Consider the following 26,251-nt stretch of genomic DNA (forward strand, 5'->3'; position numbering starts at 1 on the left):
TAAAAACCATTATAATTGCCTGCCGAATGGTCTATTACTGTACCTCTATTGACTTATTTGAGCTTGATTTTTTCTTTAAATAGTAGCCACTTTAGCGGTGCTAATCTGTAAGATGTTACCTAACTGGTGATAGCTCTGCGGAGGAAAATAATCTAATCAAAAATAAATCATTGAAAACAAAACTAGAACTGGCTCAGTTATGGAACTGTGCCTTGGGCGGCGATGTAAGGGCTTTTGGAATCATTCATGATGCGCTTTATCCAAGTGTTTATCGATCTGTACTGAAGTTGACAAAGGACGAAGATGTAGCGAGCGACCTTGTACAGGATTTGTTTGTTAGAATGTGGATCAAGCGATCCAAGATCGGAGACATTGATTGTGTGAATCAATATTTCATGGTCTCGGCAAAATCAATTGTTTTCAATCATCTCAAGAAAATGTCAGTCTTCACGGTTTCTCTTCACGAAACATCTTCCACACTCTGCGATCCCTCTCCGGAAAAGGAAATGATTGAAAGAGAGACGGATCTGCTGCACATTAAAAATTTCAAAACCGCTTTATCCAACCTGCCCGATCGGCAACGAGAAGTTTTATTGATGAAATACCATCTGGGTTACAGCTATTGTGAAATTGAGGCAAAAACAGGTATTCGGTATCAATCTATAGCGAACCATTTATATCGTGCTACAATTAAGTTAAAGTCTGATCTGGGAAAGGTGGCTAAACCAGGCAAATATTTCACCTTGGCGTAGGTTTATATGATTTTAATAATTTGTATATCAAATAGTTGTAATTTAAAGTGATATGCTGCAAGACGAAGTTAACGTAAGTCCTGAAGTCCGGTGATGACCACTTCGCTAATCCTTGCCTCATTTTTGTTCTCGAACCGGATTCTTAAAAACCGACCAGCAATCTGCTTTTCGATCATTAAATTTTCCGAATTTTCTGCTTGTGTATTTTTTAAACGGTCTGCGATCGGTTTCCAGTTCACACGATCGTCTGATACTTCTACCACATATTGGTAGATTGCCGTATTAGGGAAATTGATTTTTACGTCAGAAACCGTAACACCACGTTCCATATCCAGTATCCAAAATGGATGTTGATCATCCGTTGATGGTTGCCAAAAGGTAGTTGAATCTCCGTCGGCAGCGCGTCCTGCAGAGTGGTTCTCTTCCGCTGTGCTTGCAAAAGTAGGATTATTACGGCCAAATTGCTGCGGTATGTTTCTGTGGGTGCTATTTTTAAACTGCACATATTCACGCTTTTCTACTTGTGGAGTTTTCTTTTCAAGGTATGGTGTCGGGCCGATAAATTCAAGCGCTACTTCTGAAGATTCCAACCCTGGTGATGTGGCACGGATCAACGTTTTACCTGCATAATAAGAACGGAATTCTATGGCCGCTTGCCCATCCATAATTCTTATATCGCTGGCTTCTTCAAAATGAATCGACCGCCCTGTCGGAAATTCTCCCGGCCCGGAAATAACAGTAAATGTAACAGCAGGTGAGTTGGAAATCACCTTGCCCGTTTTGTCTGTGACTTGAACCAACAAGTGTACATCGTCGGTTCCGTCGGTTTTAAGCCCTGCTTTTTGCGATGCTTTAAGTGAAAGTTTAGCCGGTATGCCAGCCAAAGGCCATATTGGCGGGGCGACATGCGCATACGCATTACGATACCAATACCAGGCACGCTTCGGAATTCTGAAATAATCTATAATTCCCATTTTACCTAATCGGGATCCCGCTATACTGCCATGATCAAATCCGCACCAAATAACTTGCCCACTTCTCCAGGCGTAGGTTGCTAATCCATTGTCTTTTGTTAGATCGCCCCAGCCTGGCTCATACTTTCCAGGCCTATCGGAGGTTGTGCTCCCATACTCTGATACGATTGTTGGAAATCCTGGATGTTGAAATTCTTGAATCGTGCTTCCATCACCATTATAGCCCGCTAAATCTCCCAAATTATCTATTCTGGTTTGGTCAAGTGGTCGCTGTACCCCACCTATGGCTGCGGGTCTGCTGGGGTCAAGTAATCTAGACAATGCCACTTCCTTTTCCAGTAATTTTCTCATGGGGTCAATAGTGGCAGGAGCGGTGAAAAAGGGTTCGTTAGACATGCTCCACGCAATAACAGAAGGATGATTACGGTTTATTCGAATCATGTCTCTTAGCTGTTGCAAAACACTGCTGTCGAATGCTTTTCTATCCGCTTCCACTACTGGGTATGCATTTGTATTCCAATTTCCTTCTGGATTTTGCTCACTACCGCCAATTCCCCAAAAGGCATTTTCCGACCAAAAAAGCATCCCTTGTTGGTCGCAACTTTCGGCAAACGAAGGGTCGTGTGGGTAATGTGATCCCCTAATAAAATTAAAACCTGCTTCCTTAATCATTTTAATGTCCCTGTAAAACCCTGCATTTGTTACGGCATCGCCCCAGCCTGCATGATCTTGGTGCACATTAGCGCCTTTGATGTAAATGTGTTTGCCATTCAGGAAAAATCCACTATCTGCAGTCCACTTTATAGAACGGATGCCGAAATTCGTACTGTAAACATCCCTCACTTTTCCACCTATGCTGATGGTGGAAACTGCCCGGTACAATGCTGGATTATCCAGACTCCAAAGGCTTGGTTTTATCAATTTACCAGATTGTTGATCAATAGTTACCGTAGATTTTGCAGCAATGACCTTGGTTGAACTGAACTGAGCAACTACTTTTCCGGCCGGATTAAAAATACTGGTATGAAGCAATGATTTTACGGGTAGTAAGCCATCGTTGTCCACCTCAGTTTTAATTTTCACGATTGCGGAAGCACCGCTAACTTCGGGAGTGGTAACCTGGGTTCCGTACCACGCCACATGAATCTCATCAGTAATCACCAGGTGAACGTCCCTATAAATACCGCCGGCAAAAACATGTTCACCCGCTCTTGGCGCAATGCCAGGTTTCCAAATGTTGTTTAGCCGCACTGCAAAGGTATTAGTTCCGGTTTGAAGAAATTTTGTAATATCAATCGAAAAGCCAGTATAACCACCTTGATGTTCACCTGCTTTTTTGCCATTCACGAAAAGTTCCAAATCTTGAAAAGCGCCCTCGAAATCGAGACTAATCCGTTTACCTCTTCTGGAAAAGGGAATCGAAAATTCTTTACGATACCAACCATAGCCAACAAAAAAGTCGGGCGATAAAAAATAAGGCATGCTGAATGAGTGAGGTAGTCCTACTGTTTCCCAATTGGCGTCTTTATAGTGAATAGATTGCGCCCCGGTATGGTCACCAATTTTAAATTTCCAGTCACGGTTAAAATTAAGTTGTTGGCGGGGTGTTTGGGCTAAAGCAGAGATCCAAAAAATCGGAAATAAGAAAATAGATAGGAGCAGCTTTTTGATCATATTTAAATTATTGACATGAGTATAGCAAAAATTGTGAAGCCGTTTTAAATCTTCACTGTAACTTAATGACAATCATTTTTACTTAATTTACTCTATTTATTTTTTTTTACTGGGTAAAAATTTAGATAAATAGTGTCTATCAAATAAAAGGACCTTAATGAGCATGGCAAAAACTATCTTAAATTCACTGATCATATCATTTTTGATGATTTTTACTGTATTAAACTGTAGGGCTCAAAATCGTGAAATAAACACCCAAAAATTAAAACTTTGGTATAATACGCCCGCCAATTCTGCCATGCCAGATGTTAAAGATGTGTTTGAGAGCGATTCGGAATGGTTAAAGGCTCTTCCAGTGGGTAATGCTTTTTTAGGTGCAATGATTTATGGAGATGTAAATAGGGAAAGGATTCAATTAAATGAAAAATCACTTTGGTCTGGCAGTCATCAAGACAGTAACAATCCGGTGGCTGCAGAATCTTTACAAAAAATACGTGAACTACTATTTTCAGGGAACTATAAAGAAGCCAGTCGCCTTACAGAACAAACACAGGTTTGTAAAGGTCCGGGTTCGGCAGGCAAACAATATGGCTCCTATCAAACGCTAGGAGATCTGTTCTTCGACTTCCAAACAGAAGCTCCTTATACTGATTATCATAAAGAGCTAGATTTAAATAACGGAAAGGTAACCATCTCCTACATGCAGAAGGGGATACGGTTTAAGCGTGAGATTTTTGCCAGTTATCCGGACCGGGCGCTGGTGATCCGCTTCACGAGTAATAAAAAGTCAGCTATTAATTTCAATGTCAATCTTACTCGCTCAGAACGCTCAACAACTAAGGTACAAGGTAATCATCTATTGATGAGCGGAATGCTCGACGATGGGAAGGGTGGAGCAGGAATGATTTATGCCGCACGCTTGAAAGCGGTTGCTTCGAGTGGAAAGATTAGTCTTCATGACCATTCAATCTCTATTCGTAATGGCGATGAGGTTACATTGATACTCACAGCAGCGACTAATTATGTGCAGCAATATCCCAGTTATAAGGCGGGAGATCCGTTACAAAGTTCACTAAATCAATTGCAGAAAGCGGCTGCTCTCCCTTATGCTTCGCTTAAAAAACGGCATGAAAGCGACTATAAGTCATTATTTGATCGGGTTAAGTTAGACCTTGCTGTTAAAGGTGAAGATACTATTCCAACAGATGTTCGCCTTCATCAGCAAAACGACCTGCGTTTACAGCAAACCTATTTTCAATTTGGTAGGTACTTGTTAATTGCTTCTTCACGCCTCGGCTCCCTGCCCGCCAATCTACAGGGAATTTGGAGCAACAAGATACAAAACCCATGGAACTGTGACTACCACACCAATATTAATCTACAAATGAATTATTGGCCCGCAGATGTGACCAATCTTTCCGACTGTTTTAGTCCGTTAACTAACCTGGTCCAATCGCTCGTTAAACCTGGAGAAGAAACTGCACGTGTTCAATACGGTGCAAACGGCTGGTGTAGCCAGGCGATAACCAATGTTTGGGGTTTTACGTCGCCAGGCGAAGGAACCGGCTGGGGGATGTATGTAGCCGGTGGTGGCTGGGTGGCACAACAGCTTTGGGATCATTATACTTTCAACAGAGATCCAGCTTATTTAAAAAAAATCTATCCAACGTTGCTTGGTTCAGCAAATTTTTACCTCTCCTGGCTGGTTAAAGATCCAAAAACCGGGAAGTTGGTATCTGGACCGTCTACCTCTCCTGAAAACTCATTTACCGCACCAGATGGTTCGGTGGGTTCGGTTACAATGGGGCCATCTCATGATCAGCAAATTATTAGCGGACTTTTTAGTGCGGTAATACAGGCTGGGGAAATTATGAACGATCACTCCGCATTCCAAAGTCAAGTTAAAGAAGTCTTCGCTCAACTTGCCACGCCCACAATTGCTAAAGATGGGAGATTAATGGAATGGCCAGAAGATTTTAAAGAAAGGGAACCTACTCACCGTCACGTTTCGCATCTTTTTGCCTTGTATCCTGGAACTCAAATTAATCCGGAGCTAACGCCTGGTTTAGCTTTAGCGGCGCGAAAAACCTTGGAAGAACGTACTGACATAGGAACAGGCTGGTCTTTGGCGTGGAAGATAAATTTCTGGGCCAGGCTAGAAGATGGAAACCGGGCATATTCGCTACTGCAACGTTTGCTGAGGCCAACAACAAACTATAAAGTAAACATGTCGGATGCTGGTGGTACTTATGCTAATTTATTCTGCGGACACCCACCTTTTCAAATCGATGGGAACTTTGGTGCGACCGCTGGTATGGCAGAAATGCTTCTACAAAGCAGCAACGATGAAATACACTTGCTGCCAGCCTTACCTGATGCCTGGCCGGTTGGAAATGTTACCGGATTAAAAGCACGTGGTGGCTTTGAAGTGGGTTTGCAGTGGAAAGATGGACAATTGCAAGCCACAACGATAAAATCAATAAATGGCTTTCCTTGCAAAGTGCGTACAAGCGCACCGGTATATCTCCCAGGTATAAAAACAATTAAGGAAGGTAGATTTTACTTAACCACTTTTCCAACAGATAAAGGAAAAACCTATCGTCTAATATCCAAGATACCATTATTAAATAAATAAAAATTAATTAAAATATTGATAGTAAGGCTATTGGTATTCAAAAGGGCTCTTCAGTGAGCCCATTTCTATATCTAAATTATGCTGTTTCAGAAAAACGAACACTAAAACGATCCGCAATTAACTCCTTTCTTCGCTCTCGTCAGTTCCACGAGTATTGGCCAGCTTTATAGTTTAGTGGTGGGAAACCTGATCATATTGCAATGGGAACCTTCCTGGGTTTTTGATTGGATACCTGTAATTCATAAATTAATGTTGATAAAAGTCAAAAACTGACAAAAGTTTAATATTTTGTATTTTAAGTAATACTACATTTGGCCTTTCAAACATCGGTTGTCTAGAAATTTCTTCGTATTAAACGTCTTCGGCAATAGGTTGTTTGTATTTGATTAATATAAACATATGTGGGCACACTTTAAGCAATCAGATCTTTTAATTCGACCAGGTATCAATCAGATCAGCATTCAGGGAAATGCATTGAGCAAAGACTTGGAATTAACGAAAGAAAAGATTTCAGCGCTACAGCTATCACTCCTGGAAATAGCTGAAACGGAATTAGATCATGGTATCCAAAACGATTGGTCTGCTCCAATAAGGATAGTGTTGGAGGCGAACCCTGATTGTACTCCGAGTATATTCTTCAATATATTAAGCCAGATTTCCAGGGAAGAATACCTTTTTTTAGAAGAGGCATTACTGGAAATGATTACCCACGTGCATCAATTAAGGAAGGAGATGCAGGACTTATGCAATATTAATGCGACCAGGATCGGAGATTTGAAGCGCAAATTAAAGTTACTGAAGGCATCGTTATTTAAATTGATGGATAGTAGCAAGGGTATCAGTATTAAAGAGGTTATCCTATCAGACAGAATCCTGGCTATTGAATATGAGTTAAACAATTTACAATACAACAGGAAGTATAGTGAACTCTCTAATACCAAAGCGCATGCAAAAGTATTTCCCACGGACAGGCTCAATGATTCGGAATTATCCAGCCTGACCAAACTCGGTATCCTTAAAGTTGTCAGATTCCCGCTTCATCAGGAAAACGTGGTGATTATTGCTGATAAAAATGATCTTCAAACATTTGATTCAGGTGATAAATTGCAGTATGGCTTTTCTGAGCTTGGATTAAAATTCATCGAAGCATGTACAGGCAAAACGCTTTGATTTGCTTTGCAATGGCAAGTCACAAAAACCTTCTCTATTGAGCCTTGCCTGATAAATAGCTGAAGTTATTTAAAAAATTAGCTTATTGGGTGTTTTATTCAGGTTGGCGTTAATCAATTACAACCTTTTGTAATTTTATTTAATGTCCAGGTTTCAGGCGCGGGTGGTGATAAGACTCAGGCTTGCTTTCGTCTGTATGCTGTACTACATTGCAGGTAAATACATTACCTGGGGTCAGGTTTGAATTATTAAATTCAAAACATTTTTATTCCAAATTTGTCGATACAGTATGATAAATGAATTAACAGATATAGTTTTATTTACTCAGCTACAAATCTTTGGAACGGTTATCACTTTGTTTGGCATTACGCTTGTCGCTTTGATTCTGCGCCGCAAATATCTTCGAAGAAGCATTCAGGGTATTCACAAGTTTGCCTTAACTGATAGAGCGCGACTGTCTAAACGTTCAGAAAATACATTGCAAAGAATAGGTTTTTTGATGGTGATGGGCGGAATAATTACAATTGCAGCGGATGCGGTTAAACAACATGAAGAGCTTGCAAGCAATGAACAAAAGCAAGTAACATTACTTAAGCAGGATATTCATTAAAAAGGTAATTTGCTTTCTCCTTTGTTCTGGCTACCGGGCAATTGCCAGGAAGATGCAGATATAATTAAACAAACTCTTGCTATTCACGAAGTGAAGCTGATCGAGGACAATCAGCAAAAGCAATAGGTTCGCTGGTTAAAATTCAGTTGGAGTACAATTAAAAGGTACTTTTGGTGGTTTCGATCATGTTTACAAAAAGCAGGAAATTATAATCACTGTTTCCAATTTTCATGGGTTATGGTTTGGAAAACCTTGATCACCAGAATAGGCCAATCCCACTTTGTGATTCCCGCTTCTTTAAATTTTCCATACGGTAGAACTTTTCGAATATCTCTTGCCTTTCATGCTCAGTAAAACCGTTATAATTAGATTAATGATCATTAGTAAAACAAATAGCCTTATTAAATGATTGTATAAGTTAGAAAGACTGGGATAATGAAAAAAAGAATATGTGTATTAGAGGATGACGAGGGGATAAGAGATATCATCACCATAATTCTATCTGAAGAAAATTATGATGTGCAAAGTTTCCAAAATATTAATGAGTTTATGAAAAGGAACCAATATGAGCTCACTGATCTTTTCCTTTTGGATGTGATGCTGCCGGATGGGAATGGTATGGATGTATGTAACTCACTAAAAAAAGAAGATCATACACGTCTTATACCAGTAATAATGATGAGTGCAAATTTTAATGAGTTACAGATTAGAACCGCTTGCGAGGCTAAAGGTTTCGTTGCAAAACCCTTTGAAATAGATTCCTTTCTTCATCAAATTAGTACCGCCATTAAAAATTAATTGGCGAACTTAAATTGTTCGAAATTTTAAATCTTTAACGCGATTATAAAAGGCTGCAAATTCTATTGAGTCTAGTACCCGGTATAGATTTCTATAACATCACTTAGGGGTCAAAAGTAGATAATTTGTTTTTCTTGACGTAATTAAATCAACACGACCCACTTTAAATGTGTTTTAGCTAAGCCGTTAGTGTGACTTTTTTTCCTGTTTTTACTGCCTGGTATACCGCATCAATAATTTTAAGATCTTTCAGGCCTTCTTCACCGTTAACAGGAACTACAGGCTGTTTATTTTCGAAGATAATAGTGGCCATTTCATCCATTTGTACCGTTTGATGAGTGGTTATTGGCTGCGTCAGTTCACCTTTATGCGTTCTACCTGTAATTGGGCCATAGCCGGTAGAAGGTTGGAGTTCTGCAAATCCATTGTCTCCACTCATAAAAAACCGATCTAAGTGATTGATGTTATAACTAGACAACAGGGAAGCTACTGCACCGCTCGGAAAACCCAATTGAAATTGTATGGTTTCATCTACCCCTTCTTTAAACTTTATTGGGTCGGTTTTGGTTTCCTGAGCCGTTACCCAGATTGGCTCTTCGCCTACCATATATCTTGCCCCGTTGATTGCATAGATTCCAATGTCCATCATTGATCCTCCGCCAGCGAGTGCTTTATTTAATCTCCACTGATTAGGATCGCCTGTTTTAAAACCACATTGTCCCTGAAAAAACATAATCTTACCGAAATCACCTGCATTTCTCATTCGGATCACTTCCAGCGTCTGGGGTTCAAAATGCATGCGATAGCCAACCAGTAGCTTTACATTTGCTTTTTTACAAGCGGCTATCATTTCCTGCCCTTCTTTGGCATTCAATGCCATCGGTTTTTCGCAGATGGCATGCTTCCCTGCTTTTGCTACACGAATAACCTGATTATGGTGCAGTGCATTTGGCGTTATCACGTAAATCGCATCTATATCTGGATTGTCTTTTACCTGATCGAAGTTTTCATAGTTGTAACAATTTTTTTCCGGGAGGTTGTACTTGGCTTGCCAGTCTTTAATTTTTGAAGGCGTACCACTAATTACACCTACCAGCTTCGCCTTGGTACAGGCTTTCATGGCCTCTGCTACGCGGGTTCCATATCCACCCAAACCCATAATGGCTACCCTAAGTACCTTGCCTTGATAAGGCTGTTCAATTTGGCCGGGAGTATTTGAAAAAGCGGTTATTGAACTTAATTGCAGCATTAATGCTGATGCACCTATTTTTTGTAGAAAATCTCTTCTGGTATTCATATGCCCATGGTGGTTATGTATCTATTCAGCAATATACGCGATCATCTATTTTGCCGTTTAATTAGTTGATCTACATCATGAAAGCTAACATGGATTTGGGGCGTTTAGTTTTAGTGATGTGGTTTGCAGCTTGGTTTACACCATAAAATAGTGGCATAATGAGCTCAAAATCTTAGATTTATTTTATGCTTCTATAATATGAAATAGTTGGTTTTTCCGGTAAACTGGCCGAACTTGTGGTTTACTATCGGAGAAAAACAAAGGTATCCTAATCAAATTTGTGCTACCAATGTAACAAAACTATTATGTAAATTGCGGAGCTATAATTTAACCAGACATCAATGCATCAACAGCTTATCAGTTATATTAACAGTCATAATACGCTGCCACTAACCAGCGAAGAAGAAGAATTGGTGAAAACTGCATTTCAACCAAAAAAAATAAGGAGAAAACAATACTTTTTGCAGGAAGGTGATGTATGTAAGTACAGTGCTTTTATTGTTAAAGGTGCCATGCGGCAATATAGTGTTGATGAGAAAGGCGTTGAGCATGTTGTACATATTTTTGTAGAAAACTATTGGGCAAGCGACCGTGAAAGTATGATTATGCTCACACCATCAGTTTTTAATATTGATGCATGGGAAGATACGGAGATGCTTATTATTACAAGAGCTGAAATGCTTAGTTTGATGTCTAAAATCCCTGCTCTTGTGGAAATGATACGGTTAATGGACGAAAGAAATGCCATCGCGAATCAACGAAGGCTAAATTCTACCATCAGTAGTACTGCAGAAAGGCGTTATGAGGAATTTGCCAGTAATCACCCACAGTTTATTCAGCGATTTCCGCAACACCTTATTGCTTCCTTTTTGGGCATCACCAAAGAGACCTTAAGCAGGATACGAAAGCAATCTGTAAAATAACATCATTTAATTTTTAGCAAAACCGTTGACAATTATCAACGGTTTTTTTTATTATATCTCATCTTCAGAGTGGTTGCTTCTTTTGCAATTTTGTATTGTCAAATCAATAAAGATTAAAATAAGATTTAAAGACAATGGAAAATACCAATTCAAAAAATAGCACGGCCGTACAACTAATTCGCAACAGTTTAGACACATTTTTAGCTAAGGATATGAAAGGCTGGTCGGAGCTTTGTGCTGAAGACGTAGTGGCTGAATTCCCTTTTGCACCAGAAGGTTCACAAGCACGATTTGAAGGGCGTGAAGCACTTTATGCTTACTTAAAAGATTATCCAAGTTATATCGATGTGAAATCACTGCCAACTTTAAAAATTTATGGTACCGATGATGAGCATGTTGCTATCGCAGAGTGGAGCGCTTCGGGTGTGGTAATCGGTAACGGAAATCCGTATGAAATGAGCTATGCCACTTTCGTAACTTTCCGTGATGGACTTATTGTAAACTACCGTGAATACTGGAATCCACAGGCTTTTCAAAAAGCAATGAGTGGTGGAAGTTTTGCTGTTGAATAAATATCTGCAACATGGCTTTCTTAGAAAGCCATGCAACTGCCAATGTGACGATTATTGCTATGGCAGAAAATGATGAGCACATCAAGTAGGATTACATCAATTACTGGTGTTGCAACAAGTATAGGCCGTGCTAATGCGCTTCGTTTGGTAAAGGACTCTTGCTGTAGCTGTTAACTATGCAGGCAGCTAACAAAGGCCAAGGGAATTGTGAGTGAAACAATTCAGACTTGGTGGCTTTGGAAGCAAATGTTGGGTTAGCAGCACAAATAAACGAAGGCGATAGGATATAATTTTTAAAAAAGAGTGTAATGGAAATAGGAATAGACAGTTTTGCATCAGGTACCACCCAAAAATCTGCAGATGGCGCAGATGTTTTGGAATAGTTATTAACCAGGATTGAATACGCAGACCAGGCCGGGCTTTCAAGTTTTGGTATTGGCGAACACCACCGTCGTGAGTTTTTTGATTCTGCACCCGTAGTTATTCTAGCTGCCGCTGCCGCCAGAACAAAAAAAATCAGGCTCACTAGTGCCGTTACGGTATTAAGTGCGGCTGACCCAGTAAGGGTTTTTCAGGAGTTTGCCACGCTTGATCTTATTTCGAAAGGAAGAATCGATTTAGTAGTGGGCCGTGGTTCCTTTACTGAAGCCTTTCCTTTGTTTGGATATAATCTTCAGCGTTATGATGAGCTTTTTGTAGAGAAATTGGAACTGTTGATCCAGATCCAACAGAATGAACAGGTGACCTGGTCGGGGAAATTCAGACCTCCACTGGACAATCAATCCATCTATCCGAGACCTTATAATGATCAATTGCCTTTGTGGATTGGCGTAGGGGGTACGCCGGCATCCTTTATAAGAGCTGGCAAATTAGGAATACCATTGATGATCGCCATCATTGGTGGAGAAACCAGAAGATTTAGAGGGCTGGTTGATGCTTACAGGGAAGCAGGAATACAAGCAGGACATGCGCCCGAGAAACTTAAAATTGGCGTTCATTCCTTAGGTTATGTTGCCGATAGTAAAGAAAAAGCACTGGCAAATTATTACCCTGGTTATGCTGAAACCTTTACCCGAATGGGAAGGGAGCGAGGTTGGCCTCCAATTACCACTGCTCATTTTGATGCACAAGTTGGTAGAAATGGAGCTTTGCTGGTAGGTGAGCCCAATGAGGTAGCAGATAAAATTCTCCGGTTTAGTGAAGATTTGGGAGGCGTTTCCAGATTTACTTTCCAAATGGATAATGCAGGCTTAACCCATTCGCAGTTAATGGATTCAATAGCACTTATTGGCAACAAGGTCATTCCTTTATTAACTTAACCCATGGAGATGAGTTATTGGCAAGTTGAGACCCGGTAGACAAAGAAATGAAAGCGCTTCTCAAACTGCATATTTCTAATCCTGTCTCTATTTCCGAAAAAATGTACAACTGATGAATAAATTAAGGCTTGGATCTGATGTCGGATTAGCGCGTTGAAATTTAATGGCGGTAGCGCAAGGCGATTGCAATTCCCCTCCATTGGAGGGGTGCCCGCAGGGTGGGGTGGTTTTTGAACTAGCTGTCTTTCCGCTGCGCTTGGCTTGCCTCGGCTAGCCGCTGAAGGGCTCTCTTCTTTTTCTTGGCAAAAAGAAGCAAAACCCAAGGCTTGGACCTGATGTCGGATAAACTCGTTAAAGCTTTATTTCGGCAGCACAAGCACCCGATGAAGGATCGGGAAAGAACGCGCTGCCTTGGGTTGTGGTGGGTTGAAAGATTGTGGCAGAAGCTTTAACGTTTTCTCCTTCCATCATTTCCTAGGCCGGGTAGCAGGGTGGCCATAGCATGATGAGAAAATAGGATGCAGACTTAGATTTATAACAAGAATGGGCGATCGCTATCACTACCCAACAAGGCCAAACCACCGTTTCTTCGTTCTGCTCTTAGACCGGCATGGTCAATTTTTTGGGATGGCACTGACCTAGCCCATCTACTGACTTGGATAAAAAAATTGCGAGCCGGCAGTTTTGTTTCTTTTGCTGTCAAAAGAAAAAAGGCCCGTCCGGCCAGGACAAGAAAATTTTTTTTCCACTACGCAGTCTTGCCTCGGCTGGCCGCCGAAGGGCTCTCTTCTTTTTCTTGGCAAAAAGAAGTAAAACCCAAGGCTTGGATCTGATGTTGGATTAGCGCGTCGAAATTTAAATGGCGGTAGCGCAAGGGCTCGATTCGTCTTGTCATACAGATTTGTCTTAGTAGCCGTTCGCGCTACCTTGGGTTGTGGGAAAATTTGAACGTTGGTGCAAAAATTTCAACGGCTTCTCTTTCCATCATCTCCTAGGCCGGAGAGCAAATTGGCAATAGCACGATGAGAATTAGGATGCAGACTTAGATTTATAACCAGAATGGCGATCGCTATCACTACCCAGCAAGGCCAAACCACCGTTTCTTCGTTCTGCTCCTAGACCGGCATGGTCAATTTTTTGGGATGGCACTGACCAAGCCCAGCTCCTGACTTGGATAAAAAAATTGCGAGTCGGCAGTTTTGTTTCTTTTGCTGTCAAAAGAAAAAAGGCCCGTCCGGCCAGGACAAGAGGATTTTTTTTTCCACTACGCAGTCTTGCCTCGGCTGGCCGCCGAAGGGCTCTCTTCTTTTTCTTGGCAAAAAGAAGCAAAACCCAAGGCTTGGACCTGATGTCGGATTAGCGCGTTGAAATTTAAATGGCGGTAGCGCAAGGGCTCAATTCGTCTTGTCATACAGATTTGCTTTAGGAGCCGTTCGCGCTACCTTGGGTTTGAGGTATTTGAACGGGAGTGCGAAAATTTCAACGGCTTCTCCTTCCATCATCTCCTAGGCCGGATAGCGAGGTGGCAATAGCACGATGAGAATTAGGATGCAGACTTAGATTTATAACAAAAATGGCGATCGCTATCACTACCCAACAAGGCCAAACCACCGTTTCTTCGTTCTGCTCTTAGACCGGCATGGTCAATTTTTTGGGATGGCACTGACCTAGCCCAGTTACTGACTTGGATAAAAAAATTGCGAGCCGGCAGTTTTGTTTCTTTTGCTGTCAAGAGAAAAAAGGCCCGTCCGGCCAGGACGCGATAAAATCCTTTTAACTCGAAGCTTAAAATACATCTAAATTGTACCAGTCATCTATCAGCTGGTGTCAACACCTGCCGAAAACTTTTCCCGCTGCGCTGGCTTGCCTCGGCTAGCCGCCGAAGGGCTCTCTTCTTTTTCTTGACAAAAAGAAGCAAAACTCAAGGCTTGGATCTGATGTCGGATAAATTCGTTAAAGCTTTATTTCGGCAGCACAAGCACACGATGAAGAATCGGGAGCGGACGCGCTGCCTTGGTTTGTAGTGGGTTGAAAGATTGTGGTTGAAGCTTTAACGTTTTCTCCTTCCATCATTTCCTATGCCGGATAGCGAGATGGAAATAGCATGTGGCTATGGCAGGGTGGCGATCGCTGGAGTGTGAACCATCCTACGGCATAATGCAAATTTGGTCCCGCAGATCTAAATGATCACCGCAGATTTTTACCATCATGATTCTGCGTAAATCTTCTTAATCTGCGGGAAAACTATTTAAGCGAGCAGGGTGGCGATAGCTAGGCTGCGATTGCAATTCCGCTCCGTTGGAGGGGTGCCCGCAGGGCGGGGTGGTTTTTGAACAATAGCAGCATGTTGATCGCGAGATGCGAAAAATTTCCATTGTGCGCCCTTTCCTTCCCGGGGATAGGTACCTCCAGGCGGATAGGGGCTGTTTTTAAAGTAAACGTAGCCACATAATTGTTTAAGAAAGCGCGCCTGGTGGCGGGCCGCCGGCAGGTTTTGAACGGTCTTGTGGTAAGGGTATAAAAACCTCATTATCTGTTGGTGGTAAAAGAATGCGGCCCTGTAGCCAATCTTCTTTAGCCTGTTCAATTCTTTCTTTACGGCTGGATACAAAGTTCCACCAGATATACCGCTCACCGAGGTGTTCCCCACCAAGCATCATGAGTGTTACCTTTTCTTTAGCAATGATTAGCGGGTCTACTCCCTTGGTAAATACCAATAACTTACCTTCGCCGTAAGTAACTCCATTTATTTCAATACTGCCTTTTACAATGTAGGCACCCCTTTCACTATGTTCTTTTGGAAGGCCAAATCTGGCACCCTGCTCAAGTACAACATGCAGATAGAATAGGGGAGAGTTTGTTTTTACATTGCTGGATAGACCAAAGGCATCTCCGGCAATTAAGCGCATCCATACGCCCTTGTCAGTAAAAATTGGTAACTCTTCTGAAGCATAATTTTTAAAAGAAGGATCAGATTCTTCATCCTTTTCAGGGAGTGCTACCCAGGTTTGTATCATTTCCAAACCGCCAGCACGCATGGCTGGGTCTTCAAAGCGTTCGCTATGTGCTATCCCTTTTCCTGCATTCATCCAGTTCACCTCGCCAGGTTTAATTAATTGTTCTATACCAAGGCTATCCCTATGGGTTACATTTCCGCTAAATAGGTAGCTAACAGTAGAAAGGCCAATGTGTGGGTGAGGTAGCACATCCAGGTTGGTGGTGGCAGGAACATCAATCGGACCTCCATGGTCCATAAAGATAAAAGGGCCAACCATTCTCCTGAGCTGGAATGGAAGGATACGTTTTACCGAGAAACCCGGTGAGATGATCGCCTGTCTGGCTTCTATTACAATATCAAGCATACGGTTTGAAATTTATATAAAATTGCTGATAAATAAGAGCATTTCTGTAGATCCATAAAAATTTATTCTCCGTGATGATTGTTTTCCAGCACCGCTGATAGACTCATTTAAATCGTGTTTTATCTATTTAAGATTTTTTAAATGATATCATCTAAACTTTACCTGATCAAAATCAATGATATGGTTAATTTAAGTTAAGTGCGTTTAGGGTAGGTATGTCGAGTTTTACCGTACAATTACCCCCCATTCATGTCTATCAACTCTTTCAAAGTAAAAGCACTGATTTTTAGTAATCATGTCAACTCCTGCGGTTATACGTATGGTCTTAGTGTAATCAGCATTCCATTATTGCAAAAATCAAAAATTCATAGCTATGGATAACCAGGTCAATATATCTGTACTCTTTTTAAAATATATGTTTCTTGCTGGTATTCTGCTTGCCATTTCCTCTATTATTGGAGAAATTGTTTATTATGGAAGATTCAAAATCGATATTTTGGAACTGGCAGGTCCGGTGGAGGTGCTGATGTCTCAAAGAGCATTATCAAACTGGGGTCAGCTGATTTTTCTTCTGGCAGTGCCATTGATAATCAGTATCATCTTCGTAGGGCACTGCTGGCTGAGAGATATCTTATCCATCAGCTTTTGCAGAAAGCTATTTTTTGTGCTGGGTATACTGCCCATGATCTGGCTGCTGGTGAGTATGCTGAATAATGGAGAAGTTTTTTTTACGGTATGGCCGGCAGTTGTAATGGTGCTAACCACTTTCCTGTGGATCGTGTTTTATCATATCCGGAAGTTTGAGATCCGGTACTTTTCGATGCATTTATTTTTTTCGTTTGCACTTATCCTAGCGCATTCCGTTTGTAATATTGCTGATACGCAGGCGGCTAAATGTCTTAACAACCCTTCTAATCGAACTTATGCGGAGCAGTCACGCATTTCGAGAAATTCTGTTTTTATAGGATGTACCGGGGGCTGGAATATGTATTATGACCGTAGTCGGGATTGTGCCGTTCTTATTCCCCAGGTGCCAGACTTCAGCGAAGTACATTATTAGGGATGCAAGTAAAAATAGTTATATCATCGTTTTTATGCTGTTGATCAAGTATGAAATGCATCATTCCTGAAAGGAATAGTATTGATTAGATTTACTGTTTTAATGAGGGAACGGGGTGTTTTACAACGGTTCTGTATCGTATTCAGGATGCATAAATGGAAGATCTATTTTGTGATATTAGCGTCGCTATTCTATTATTATTGATTATGGTCAATCTGGATGTTGACGGTTATCAAGCTTGCATCACGAATGATTTCCGATTTTCATGGGCAATTGTCTATCACTAAACATAATCCTATCGGATTTCCATTTGTGCGTTTTGAGTCTATATATTTTACAACCAAAAGACGGGGTGTACGAGATGTATAATTATTTAAGGATTGGCTTTCGTGGATGCCGGTTGATAGGCTAAATCATAATTTGTAAATGAAGTTTTTGATATTATTATGATGTATGCATATTACATGTTAATATTCCTGTTACTTTTGGAGGCATATCCGCGCTCTGGCCTTTTAGGTTTGGGAGGTTCCGTAGATTCTCCCCGGAACAGTAATATTGATGAGTCTCTCTTGCCTGGAAGTTGTACGCTCCGGGATGAAAGATTTTTAGGTTCCAGCTGCTCGTTGGTTACCTGATAATTAACTGATATTTTTTTTATAGCTATCCCAGAGAAGGGTGACCAGATCGGGATTAAACCAAACATTTGAATGGAAGGATCAAAAATCCTGATTATTCTGGATGATGCCGATTTAATGTCAAAAATCTCCAAGATACTTACAGTGGGAAAGTATAATGTAAATTCGACCAATAGCGGGAAACGGGCGATGGACATTATCCGCAGATATCCGGTAGATATTATTATAAGTGGCATCAAGCTCTTAGAGATTGATGGCTTTGGTGTGCTGCGCATGGTCAATAAATTTGTTGAAAATGCAGGCGTAGGCTTTATTATGCTGCTCAATGCCGATGAGCATGATCTGACCCGCAGGGTTATGGAACTTGGTGCAGATGGATATTTATTAAATCACTTTGATCATGGTGAACTTCTAAATCAGGTAGAAGTAAGGATAAGGAAAAAAAGACTTCAGCGGGAGTATTTTTCAAAACACAAAGAAAGATTAGGTGATGGAGGCAACAAGAACGATGAAATGATGTGGCTCAAGTCGAGGTTTGACGGATTGATCCCCAGAATGATTAGGAAACACCAGGTAATTTATTATCCAGGAGATAAAGTAGCAGAAATATATTATATATTATCCGGACGGGTCAAAACCTATGTAATTGACGATGCAGGAAATGAACTCATTACAGGTGTTTTTGGGCCTGGTGAGTGCTTTGGTCTTCTTGGTGCTATTCTCGGAAGCGAAAGCATGGAGAGCGCAGAAGCAATGGATTCTGCCGAAATCTCCATTCTTAAAGTGGGCAGTATCGAGAGTATTTTAACTGATGATACAGATTTAAACAAGTTTTTTTTCAGGCAATTGGCCAAAGAGGTTAACGAAAGCCACGGAAAGCTTTTAGATATTGCCTATTATTCTGTAAGAAAGCGGATTGCAAAGAGCATATTAAAGTTTAGCAAACCAGCCGATGATTCTTTAAAGAAGAACGGTTTTGTAATGCCAAGAAATGACCTTGCATGTGCAGTAGGGATTGCTACCGAAACGCTCAGCAGGGTTTTGGGCGATTTTCAACGTGAGGGACTAATCGAAAAAGATGGAAACGAGATTATCTTAAGGAAACCTGAACAGCTAAAAAGCATGAAAAACTAAACTTGACTGCTCTACTGGTTGGTGGCTTCCTTAGCCGTTTAAGTTAATATTGTCTTGAAAACAATCAAGACTGGTGTTATCCGTAATCAAATATTTTTAATCAGAATAGTAGAATATTTGGGTGGTTTTCAACAGGTACTACTGTCTTCCATATAATTGGTTAGAGACCTTGGATAGATTGCCGCTCATCCGCCTATTTATAAATGGATTTTATGAACATCAATATATCTGAATTCAATACTTCTACAAGTATCTCCGTTTGTGAAAGAAAGGCTTTTTTAGCGTTATTTGTTCCGGTTCTTGGAGGCCATTACCGATATGCGCTAAGGTATGTTTTCAGGCACACGGTTTTCTTTCGGCTTGCAGCCGGCGAGGTGGCTTTGGCGGAGAGGCTTTATGGGGACGATGATAATGTCATTATCGTGCTTAGTGGTTTGGTAAGTGGTTACAGGCGTTCTGATTTAGGAGAAAGATACGATACGTGGCTGGGAGAATCTAAAAGCGTATTTATTTGTAGCCAGCATAACCATGAATCGCAAGCGATAAGTCTGGAGGCAATAGATGACGCGCAGCTGATCATTATTTCCCGGAAAGAACTAGAGTCAGGATGCCAGGCTTTTCCTATCCTGAACCGCCTGTTTACCCACTTAATTTTTCCTTATGCCACCAGGGATCTTAACCATTATGCTATTCTTTCAAAACTGGATTCCTCCTCGTCCAGGTTAAGCTATTTGCAAAGGATGTATCCTGAGGTTTGGCATCGCGTGCCGGCAAGAATTTATCAGACTTATGGCAGCAATTACTTTCTTTAATACGTTTATGTCAACCGCTGTGAAGATCACCTTGGATAATGGCAAGCCTTTCGTCTTACGGGTTAATGGCTCACCAACCCGCATAAGTTTATCCTGTTAGCCAGACATTAATGGATAGATAAAAATGTTAATCGACCTCGTTTTGATTAATTTCCTTTCTTTGAATTTTTGAATTATAAAAGTCCTTTGTGGAACATTTGAGCTAACCACGCCACCTTATTTTCATAATTTGGAAATCGGCCAAAAATAACGATCTCCTGTTCAAAGCTTTTAAATGCCGCGTTAAGTGTTTCAGACAAAAACTGAGTGTCTTCATCTGGTAGTTCGGAAATGTCCCTGTTTTCCATTCCCCAAATGATAATTTTTTTTACAACTGCAATTTCATCTTCAGCGAAAGCCCTTAATTTTATTAAGAAGGAGGAAGGGTCTTGCCTCAGGTCATCAATCGCAAGTTTGTATTCCCTTACCATCTCGCGAAGATTTTTCAGCTTAGCAGCATTAAATGACTCTATATTTGCGGAAAAGGATTTTCTTTTACTGATTGCCTGCTCACTTTCCTGTAAACATTTGGAAAAAATCTTATAACAGACCGCATCCAGCACCTCTTCTTTGTTTTTAAAATAATGGTACAGCGTACTACGGCCCTTCTTGCATTCCTTAGAAATATCCTGCATGGACACCCTTACATAGCCATATCGTTTAAACACCGCTTGGGAGGCGCTGATGATCTCTTCTCTTACTGAATCTTGCTCCAACTTTCTCATAGTCGACAAAAATACAATTAATGTTTGTCAACTGTGGTGGGAAAATGTCCTTTTATTCAATTCTAGCCCCTAATTTGTTTTATGACATATAGATTGATAATGGTATAGAAACAAAAAATGTATATTTGTCGAAAACTATTATTGCTTTGAAAATGTAAATATGCGCATGAACACATATTTATTCACCTTTCCATATTCTTAATCTAATATCAATAAATCGACAAAAAAACATTAAATGTTTAAATTACAATGAAGACAACAACAACTGTAACCGGGCTCGCGATCATGGTCCTCGGATTATTCGGCTGCTCTAATGAAGCAAAACACAACCCTAATCAAGATACATTAGCTGTTAATGTAGTTAATTTAAGAAGCGGAAATGAGAATTTTACGGATCGTATCCTGTATGATGGAACTCTTGAAGCCAATAAAACTATTGAACTGAGTTTTCAGGTTTCCGGAACTATTCTAAACTTTTCTGCCCGCACTGGCGACTACATCAATAAAGGCCAGTTGGTTGCTGCAATTGATGAAACCATTTACCGTAATCAATATAATGCTCAGCTAGCCCAGGTTAAGCTTGCCAAAGAGAACTATACCCGTATTAATGAGGTCTTCAAAAAAGGTAGCATTGCTGAGATTAAGATGTTGGAAGCAAAATCAAATTACGAACAACTAAATGCAGCAGCAAAGGCAACCTATCAAAATCTTGTTCATGCCCGTTTATATTCGCCTGTTAGCGGTTATGTAGGCGAAAAAAAGGCTGAAGCAGGAGCGGTGGCAATTCCCGGGCAGTCTGTATTACAATTGTTGGATACCCGAGCACTTAAGGTAATTGTAGCCGTACCAGAAAGTGAAGTAAACCAATACAAGGTGGGAACACAGGCTGAGGTGAAAATTGATGCCTTGGGTGGCCAGTCCTTGTCTGGTAAAGTGACTGAAGTTGGCGTTCTGGCGCTTAATGGAAGTGCAAATTACAATATCACCATCACCATAGCCAATTCTGGCGGGAAACTGAAACCTGGAATGCTTTGTAAAGTATTGTTTAAAAAAAGCAGTTCTGGTACGACCTCAGCAGCTGATTCAAGCAAGGTAATTGTCCCGGTTCAGTCTGTACAGGTAGATGAAAAAGGGAATCGATTTGTTTATATCCTTAACAATCAGCATAAAGCTATCAGGAAAAATGTGGAGGTAGGAACGCTTTATACTAATGGCATTTCTATTCTGTCAGGCCTTGCCGGCGATGAGCAGATTATCACCTCCGGCTATCAGAAGCTTGCAGATCAAAGTCCCGTAACGATAAACAACTAAGCGGAGATATGAAAAAGAAATCAAATCTAATAGAATGGGCCATGGAATACCATGTGTTCCCACTTTCCTTATCTGCAGTACTGGTCATCATAGGAATTGTGGCATTTTTTAATATGTCGCGAAATGAATTCCCTGACTTCACCATCAGACAGGGACTTATTGTAGGGCAATACCCAGGTGCCTCCTCCAAACAAGTAGAAGAACAATTGACCAAAAAAGTAGAGGAATATCTGTTCAGCAATAACGAAGTCAATAAAAAGAAAACCTATTCCTTTTCCAGAGATGGACAGATGTTTGTTTTTGTGGAGGTTGCAGATAACCTGAACGCTATACAAACCAAGGCTTTCTGGAATAAGATTAAAAATGGTATGCTTATTTTGCAAAGCCAGCTACCAAAAGAAGTTAAGGGATTTTATATCGATAGTGATTTTGGAAATACATCTGCATTACTGATGTCGGTAGAATCGAAAACCAGACCCTACAAGGAGCTTTTGAAAAATGTAGAGGATATTGAAGCAGAATTAAGGCAGGTACAGGATGTGGCGAAAATTTCGCATACCGGAAATCTTAATGAGCAAATCACTATTTATGTTGATCAAAATAAACTCCTGCAAAAAGGTGTTTCAGTAGGCAATATCATGCAGGTTCTTCAAAACGAAGGTGCAATAAATGCAACAGGAAAGGAAGAAGGAGCGGTAGTAGATCAACCGATCCATGTCAACACCTATTATAAGTCAGAGGCTGAACTGTCTGATCAGATTATCAGGCAGGATGCAAACGGCAATGCCATCCGACTTCGGGATGTGGCCACGCTGAAACGCGAATACGATGAGCCAGACAGTTATGTTACCTCTAATGGAACCAAATCAATCATCATTTCGCTTGAAATGATCACTGGAAAAAATATTGTAAGCTTTGGCAAGGAGCTGGAAAAACACATAGAAAAGGTAAGTGCGCATTTGCCATCTGATGTAAAACTGGTGAAACTGGCAGATCAGCCCGAAGTAGTTGATGATTCCATCAGTCACTTTATGAAGGAATTTGCTTTTGCACTTATTGGAGTTATTTTTATTGCAGTACTCTTATTGCCGTTAAGGGTAGCGGCAGTTGCAGCAGCAACCATCCCGATTACGATATTAGCCACACTTGCCATTATGTATATGGTTGGTATCGAATTGGATACGGTTACCCTTGCGGCCTTAATCGTTGTGCTGGGAATTGTAGTAGATGATCCCATTGTAGTCATCGACAGCCATGTAGAGAAACTCGATCACGGTTTATCGGTATGGGCTGCGGCCAGAGAAAGTGCCAAGGAATTATTTCCTTCAGTATTCACCGCAACGCTGGCCATTTCGGCAACCTTTATTCCACTCGCATTTTTTATGGTTGGTGTTTCAAAAGATTTTATCTTACTCTTTCCAGTTACCATCGTTATCGCATTGACGCTTTCGTTAATCATATCAATGCTGATCGTTCCTTTCTTTAATACCTTATTCATTACCAAGGGATTATTGCATAATAAAGATGATTCTAAAAGATCATTTTTAGACAGGTTACAGGATTTTTTCAATGGTCATATCGGAAACTCCATGAAACACTACAAAATCACTGTTTTTTTAGGCGCACTTGCAGTGGTTGCAGGCATCGGTATTATGGGTATTCTGCCACAACAGTTGTTTCCAAAGGTAGAACGAAACCAGTTTGCCATGGAAATTTACCTGCCATCAGGTTATAGACTTACTCAAACTGATAGTGTAGTTAAAAGTATGGAGCGGATTCTTAAAAAGGATAAGCGAATTCTTAATTATACCAGTTTTATCGGAAGTAGTTCACCGCGTTTCCACTCTGTATACGCACCAAATCTGCCCGCTAAAAACTATGCACAGATTTTAATAAAAACGGAATCAGAAGAGGCAACAGAAGAGATTATCACCGAATATGAATCCAAATACGGCAATCTTTTTCCTTCTGCATTTGTACGCATGAAACAATTAAATATGATTAATGCCCTGGCGCCAATTGAGGTTAGAATTAGTGGAAATAATTTGGCTGATTTGAAAAAAGTAGCGCAGCAGGTATCGGCAATTGGTAAGAAGCATCCGGAAGTAAACTGGGTAAGAACAGATTTTAATGAGCCACAGCCTACACTGGCACTGGATATTAAGAGTGCAGATGCGGCAAGGTTAGGCCTTGGGAAAAATGATATCGCAAATGCTGTGCTGATGCATTCAGAAGGGATAGTTGCCACCCAGCTTTGGGAAGATACCTACGCCGTGGATGTGAAGATAAAATCGCCAAAAGTGTCAAGAAGTAATCTTGATGACTTAAGAAATCTGAATGTGGTGTCTCCTAAGACGCAGTCAATTATCCCTCTAAGACAGGTTGCAGACGTTAATTTCGAGTGGAACGATGGTCAGATTACCCGCAGGAACAGTGTACGCACGTTAACTGTACGAATGGACGTTACCCAGAAAGCGGTTGCCAATGCCGTATTGATGGACTTCATGCCTGAGATAAAAAAGATTAAATTGCCAAAAGATGTTACTGTTACTTACGGGGGAGAATTGGAACTCCAGGGTGAAAATCAAGGCCCGATGGGTATTGCTTTAGGCGTAAGTATTGTGCTTATTTTTCTGATCTTATTGTGGCATTTCAAACATCTTAAACACGCTATACTAAGTATCACCACCATGCCGCTGAGTATCTTAGGTGCATCGTTCGGATTGTTTGTAGCCGGATATCCTTTTGGTTTTACTTCATTTCTTGGTTTACTGGCCCTTTGTGGTATTGTAGTTCGAAATGGAATTATATTAATTGATCATGCCGAAGAACTGAGAATTCATGAAGGGAAATCAGTTTTTGAAGCAGCGAAGCTTTCTGCTGAGCGTAGGATGCGCCCAATTTTTTTAACCTCTTCTGCAGCAGCAGTAGGCGTAATACCAATGGTAATCAGCAGGTCATCCCTTTGGGGCCCTTTAGGAACAGTAATCTGCTTTGGGCTAATTGTTTCCATGCTTTTGACACTATTTATTCTGCCTACGCTTTATTGGTTATTCTTCCGTAAGGAGGATCAAAATAAGCCAGAAAATGAAATATCTGAACCCACACATGTTTAAGGATAATACCATGAAATTTTTATTATATTATATCACCTTTGTCGGATTTCTTAGCGCTACTGCACAGACTCATACCGTTTCACTCGAGCAGAGTAAACAGGCCGCAATAGCGTACAGTTATTCACTTAAAAATAGCGAATTAAGAATCAATTCTTCTAAAACCGATGTTGCAGCAGCTAAGTCTGATTATCTTCCTGCTGTTAGCGGTACGGGAATTGGCCTATATGGCTTTAAAGATTTGGTAGCTGCCTTACCACCTCTTTTAAACGAAAGCATTAATAACCTATACCTGGTTGGCGTAACGGGAACAGAAACCCTGTATGCGGGGGGAAAGATCAAGACTGGAAATCAGCTTGCTGCCCTCCAGTTGGAGGTTAGTCAAATCAGAAGAAAGCAATCTTTAGATTCTGTAATTCTGCTGACGGAGCAAAAATACTGGAACCTTGTAAACATACAGGAGCAGCAAAAAACACTTTCGGTTAATGAAACTTTACTGAATGCTGTACTAAAAATGCAAAAAGATATGTTGGCATCTGGTTTAATTGCTCGCAATGATCTCCTTCGAGTTAAAGTACAGTTGAGTGAGTTATTGGTAAATAAAAGTAAGTTGCAAAATGGACGCAGAGTCGCGCTGCTTGATTTCTCCATGTACACTGGTTTAACCTTTGATTCCTTATTGGTGATGCAGGATACGATGGATAAGAAAGCCATGCCGGTATTACTTGCACTTCATCCCGATACCAGTTTAACGCAGAACTCCAATTATATCCTGCTCAATAAGCGTATTACAGGTGAAGCGTTACAAACCCGCCTGGCTAAAGGTGATAACCGGCCAAGTCTGGCGCTTGGTGTAAGTGCTTCGCAAGTTGGCTCCATAAATAGTGGCATAGGCAGTAATTTTGCTCCCGCAGGGTTCCTTACCTTAAGTGTACCAATCTCTAGTGGCTTATGGGGCAGAGGGAAACAAAAAGTAGCACAGCGAAAGATCAGTGAAGCGATTGCCAAAAATGATTTTCTTGATGGTCAGAATCAGATAAAAGTCGGTATTACACGCTATTGGTATGACATGAAAGATCAGCTTATCCAGATTTCGTTTGCAAAGGATAACCTTGAACTCGCTACCGAAAACTTAAAGGTTAATCAGGATAATTATAAATCCGGACTGGCTACAATTTCTGATGTGCTTGATGCACAGGCCTCTTATCAGCAGGCTTCCAGTATCGTTGCTACTGCTTTTTCTGATTTCTATTTTAAAGCTGCTGTTTATAACTATGTCACTTCAAAGGTGGCCCTGCAATAATGAGTTATGCATCCGGCCTTTAAAGATAAATTT

The 26,251-nt window shown here is 40.8% G+C and carries 19 protein-coding genes; 14 read left to right on the forward strand and 5 right to left on the reverse strand.

Annotated features, from left to right (window positions below; all coding sequences use genetic code 11):
* Window positions 1–170: 170 nt before the first annotated feature.
* Window positions 171–752: a sigma-70 family RNA polymerase sigma factor gene (locus SOM16_RS07625; RefSeq protein WP_320463398.1), complete on the forward strand. Its 582-nt coding sequence runs from the start codon at window positions 171–173 to the stop codon at window positions 750–752.
* A gap of 68 nt (window positions 753–820) precedes the next feature.
* Here SOM16_RS07625 and SOM16_RS07630 read toward each other — a convergent pair whose 3' ends face one another.
* Entirely contained in the window at window positions 821–3,400 is a 2,580-nt protein-coding gene (locus SOM16_RS07630) for a glycoside hydrolase family 2 protein (protein ID WP_320463399.1), read from the reverse strand.
* A gap of 163 nt (window positions 3,401–3,563) precedes the next feature.
* On the opposite strand from SOM16_RS07630, the gene SOM16_RS07635 reads away from it, so the two are divergent.
* The 4 genes from SOM16_RS07635 to SOM16_RS07650 all read left to right on the forward strand — a co-directional run bounded on the left by SOM16_RS07635 (window position 3,564) and on the right by SOM16_RS07650 (window position 8,613).
* Complete coding sequence (locus SOM16_RS07635; protein WP_320463400.1) at window positions 3,564–6,035, forward strand: glycoside hydrolase family 95 protein; 2,472 nt, start codon at window positions 3,564–3,566, stop codon at window positions 6,033–6,035.
* A gap of 399 nt (window positions 6,036–6,434) precedes the next feature.
* Entirely contained in the window at window positions 6,435–7,205 is a 771-nt protein-coding gene (locus SOM16_RS07640; protein WP_320463401.1) for a hypothetical protein, read from the forward strand.
* A 289-nt stretch (window positions 7,206–7,494) separates the two neighbouring features.
* Window positions 7,495–7,815 (forward strand): hypothetical protein, encoded by a 321-nt coding sequence (locus tag SOM16_RS07645; RefSeq protein ID WP_320463402.1) that lies wholly within the window; start codon window positions 7,495–7,497, stop codon window positions 7,813–7,815.
* 435 nt (window positions 7,816–8,250) lie between these two features.
* Window positions 8,251–8,613 (forward strand): response regulator transcription factor, encoded by a 363-nt coding sequence (locus SOM16_RS07650; protein WP_320463403.1) that lies wholly within the window; start codon window positions 8,251–8,253, stop codon window positions 8,611–8,613.
* A gap of 178 nt (window positions 8,614–8,791) precedes the next feature.
* Here SOM16_RS07650 and SOM16_RS07655 read toward each other — a convergent pair whose 3' ends face one another.
* On the reverse strand, window positions 8,792–9,910 hold the full coding sequence (locus tag SOM16_RS07655) for a Gfo/Idh/MocA family oxidoreductase (protein WP_320463404.1): 1,119 nt from the start codon (window positions 9,908–9,910) through the stop codon (window positions 8,792–8,794).
* A 341-nt stretch (window positions 9,911–10,251) separates the two neighbouring features.
* On the opposite strand from SOM16_RS07655, the gene SOM16_RS07660 reads away from it, so the two are divergent.
* Window positions 10,252–10,833 carry a Crp/Fnr family transcriptional regulator gene (locus SOM16_RS07660; RefSeq protein ID WP_320463405.1) on the forward strand — a complete coding sequence of 194 codons (582 nt, stop codon included), beginning with the start codon at window positions 10,252–10,254 and terminating at the stop codon, window positions 10,831–10,833.
* A gap of 134 nt (window positions 10,834–10,967) precedes the next feature.
* Window positions 10,968–11,405, forward strand: coding sequence for a nuclear transport factor 2 family protein (locus SOM16_RS07665; protein ID WP_320463406.1), 438 nt, complete (start codon window positions 10,968–10,970; stop codon window positions 11,403–11,405).
* A gap of 130 nt (window positions 11,406–11,535) precedes the next feature.
* Here SOM16_RS07665 and SOM16_RS07670 read toward each other — a convergent pair whose 3' ends face one another.
* A complete protein-coding gene (locus SOM16_RS07670) occupies window positions 11,536–11,931 on the reverse strand; it encodes a hypothetical protein (RefSeq protein ID WP_320463407.1) in 396 nt (131 codons plus the stop codon).
* On the opposite strand from SOM16_RS07670, the gene SOM16_RS07675 reads away from it, so the two are divergent.
* Window positions 11,840–12,724 carry an LLM class flavin-dependent oxidoreductase gene (locus SOM16_RS07675; protein WP_320463622.1) on the forward strand — a complete coding sequence of 295 codons (885 nt, stop codon included), beginning with the start codon at window positions 11,840–11,842 and terminating at the stop codon, window positions 12,722–12,724. The genes SOM16_RS07670 and SOM16_RS07675 overlap by 92 nt on opposite strands.
* 2,456 nt (window positions 12,725–15,180) lie before the next feature.
* Here the strand turns inward: SOM16_RS07675 and SOM16_RS07680 are convergent.
* Window positions 15,181–16,086 carry a pirin family protein gene (locus SOM16_RS07680; RefSeq protein ID WP_320463408.1) on the reverse strand — a complete coding sequence of 302 codons (906 nt, stop codon included), beginning with the start codon at window positions 16,084–16,086 and terminating at the stop codon, window positions 15,181–15,183.
* Between the two features lie 373 nt (window positions 16,087–16,459).
* Between SOM16_RS07680 and SOM16_RS07685 the strand changes: the two genes are divergently transcribed.
* The 3 genes from SOM16_RS07685 (at window position 16,460) to SOM16_RS07695 (ending at window position 19,727) form a co-directional block, all read left to right on the forward strand.
* Entirely contained in the window at window positions 16,460–17,146 is a 687-nt protein-coding gene (locus SOM16_RS07685) for a hypothetical protein (RefSeq protein ID WP_320463409.1), read from the forward strand.
* A 707-nt stretch (window positions 17,147–17,853) separates the two neighbouring features.
* Window positions 17,854–18,915 (forward strand): cyclic nucleotide-binding domain-containing protein, encoded by a 1,062-nt coding sequence (locus SOM16_RS07690; protein WP_320463410.1) that lies wholly within the window; start codon window positions 17,854–17,856, stop codon window positions 18,913–18,915.
* Window positions 18,916–19,127: 212 nt separating this feature from the next.
* Entirely contained in the window at window positions 19,128–19,727 is a 600-nt protein-coding gene (locus tag SOM16_RS07695; protein ID WP_320463411.1) for a hypothetical protein, read from the forward strand.
* A gap of 173 nt (window positions 19,728–19,900) precedes the next feature.
* Here SOM16_RS07695 and SOM16_RS07700 read toward each other — a convergent pair whose 3' ends face one another.
* Complete coding sequence (locus SOM16_RS07700; RefSeq protein ID WP_320463412.1) at window positions 19,901–20,491, reverse strand: TetR/AcrR family transcriptional regulator; 591 nt, start codon at window positions 20,489–20,491, stop codon at window positions 19,901–19,903.
* 249 nt (window positions 20,492–20,740) lie between these two features.
* Between SOM16_RS07700 and SOM16_RS07705 the strand changes: the two genes are divergently transcribed.
* The 3 genes from SOM16_RS07705 to SOM16_RS07715 are packed head-to-tail and all read left to right on the forward strand — an operon-like array spanning window position 20,741 to window position 26,218.
* Window positions 20,741–21,802 carry an efflux RND transporter periplasmic adaptor subunit gene (locus SOM16_RS07705; protein WP_320463413.1) on the forward strand — a complete coding sequence of 354 codons (1,062 nt, stop codon included), beginning with the start codon at window positions 20,741–20,743 and terminating at the stop codon, window positions 21,800–21,802.
* An 8-nt stretch (window positions 21,803–21,810) separates the two neighbouring features.
* On the forward strand, window positions 21,811–24,918 hold the full coding sequence (locus SOM16_RS07710; protein WP_320463414.1) for an efflux RND transporter permease subunit: 3,108 nt from the start codon (window positions 21,811–21,813) through the stop codon (window positions 24,916–24,918).
* Complete coding sequence (locus tag SOM16_RS07715) at window positions 24,890–26,218, forward strand: TolC family protein (RefSeq protein ID WP_320463415.1); 1,329 nt, start codon at window positions 24,890–24,892, stop codon at window positions 26,216–26,218. The genes SOM16_RS07710 and SOM16_RS07715 overlap by 29 nt, the downstream gene beginning before the upstream one ends.
* The last annotated feature ends 33 nt before the right edge of the window (window positions 26,219–26,251 follow it).

The sequence above is a fragment of the Pedobacter sp. CFBP9032 genome (assembly GCF_034045265.1).
Classification (GTDB): domain Bacteria; phylum Bacteroidota; class Bacteroidia; order Sphingobacteriales; family Sphingobacteriaceae; genus Pedobacter.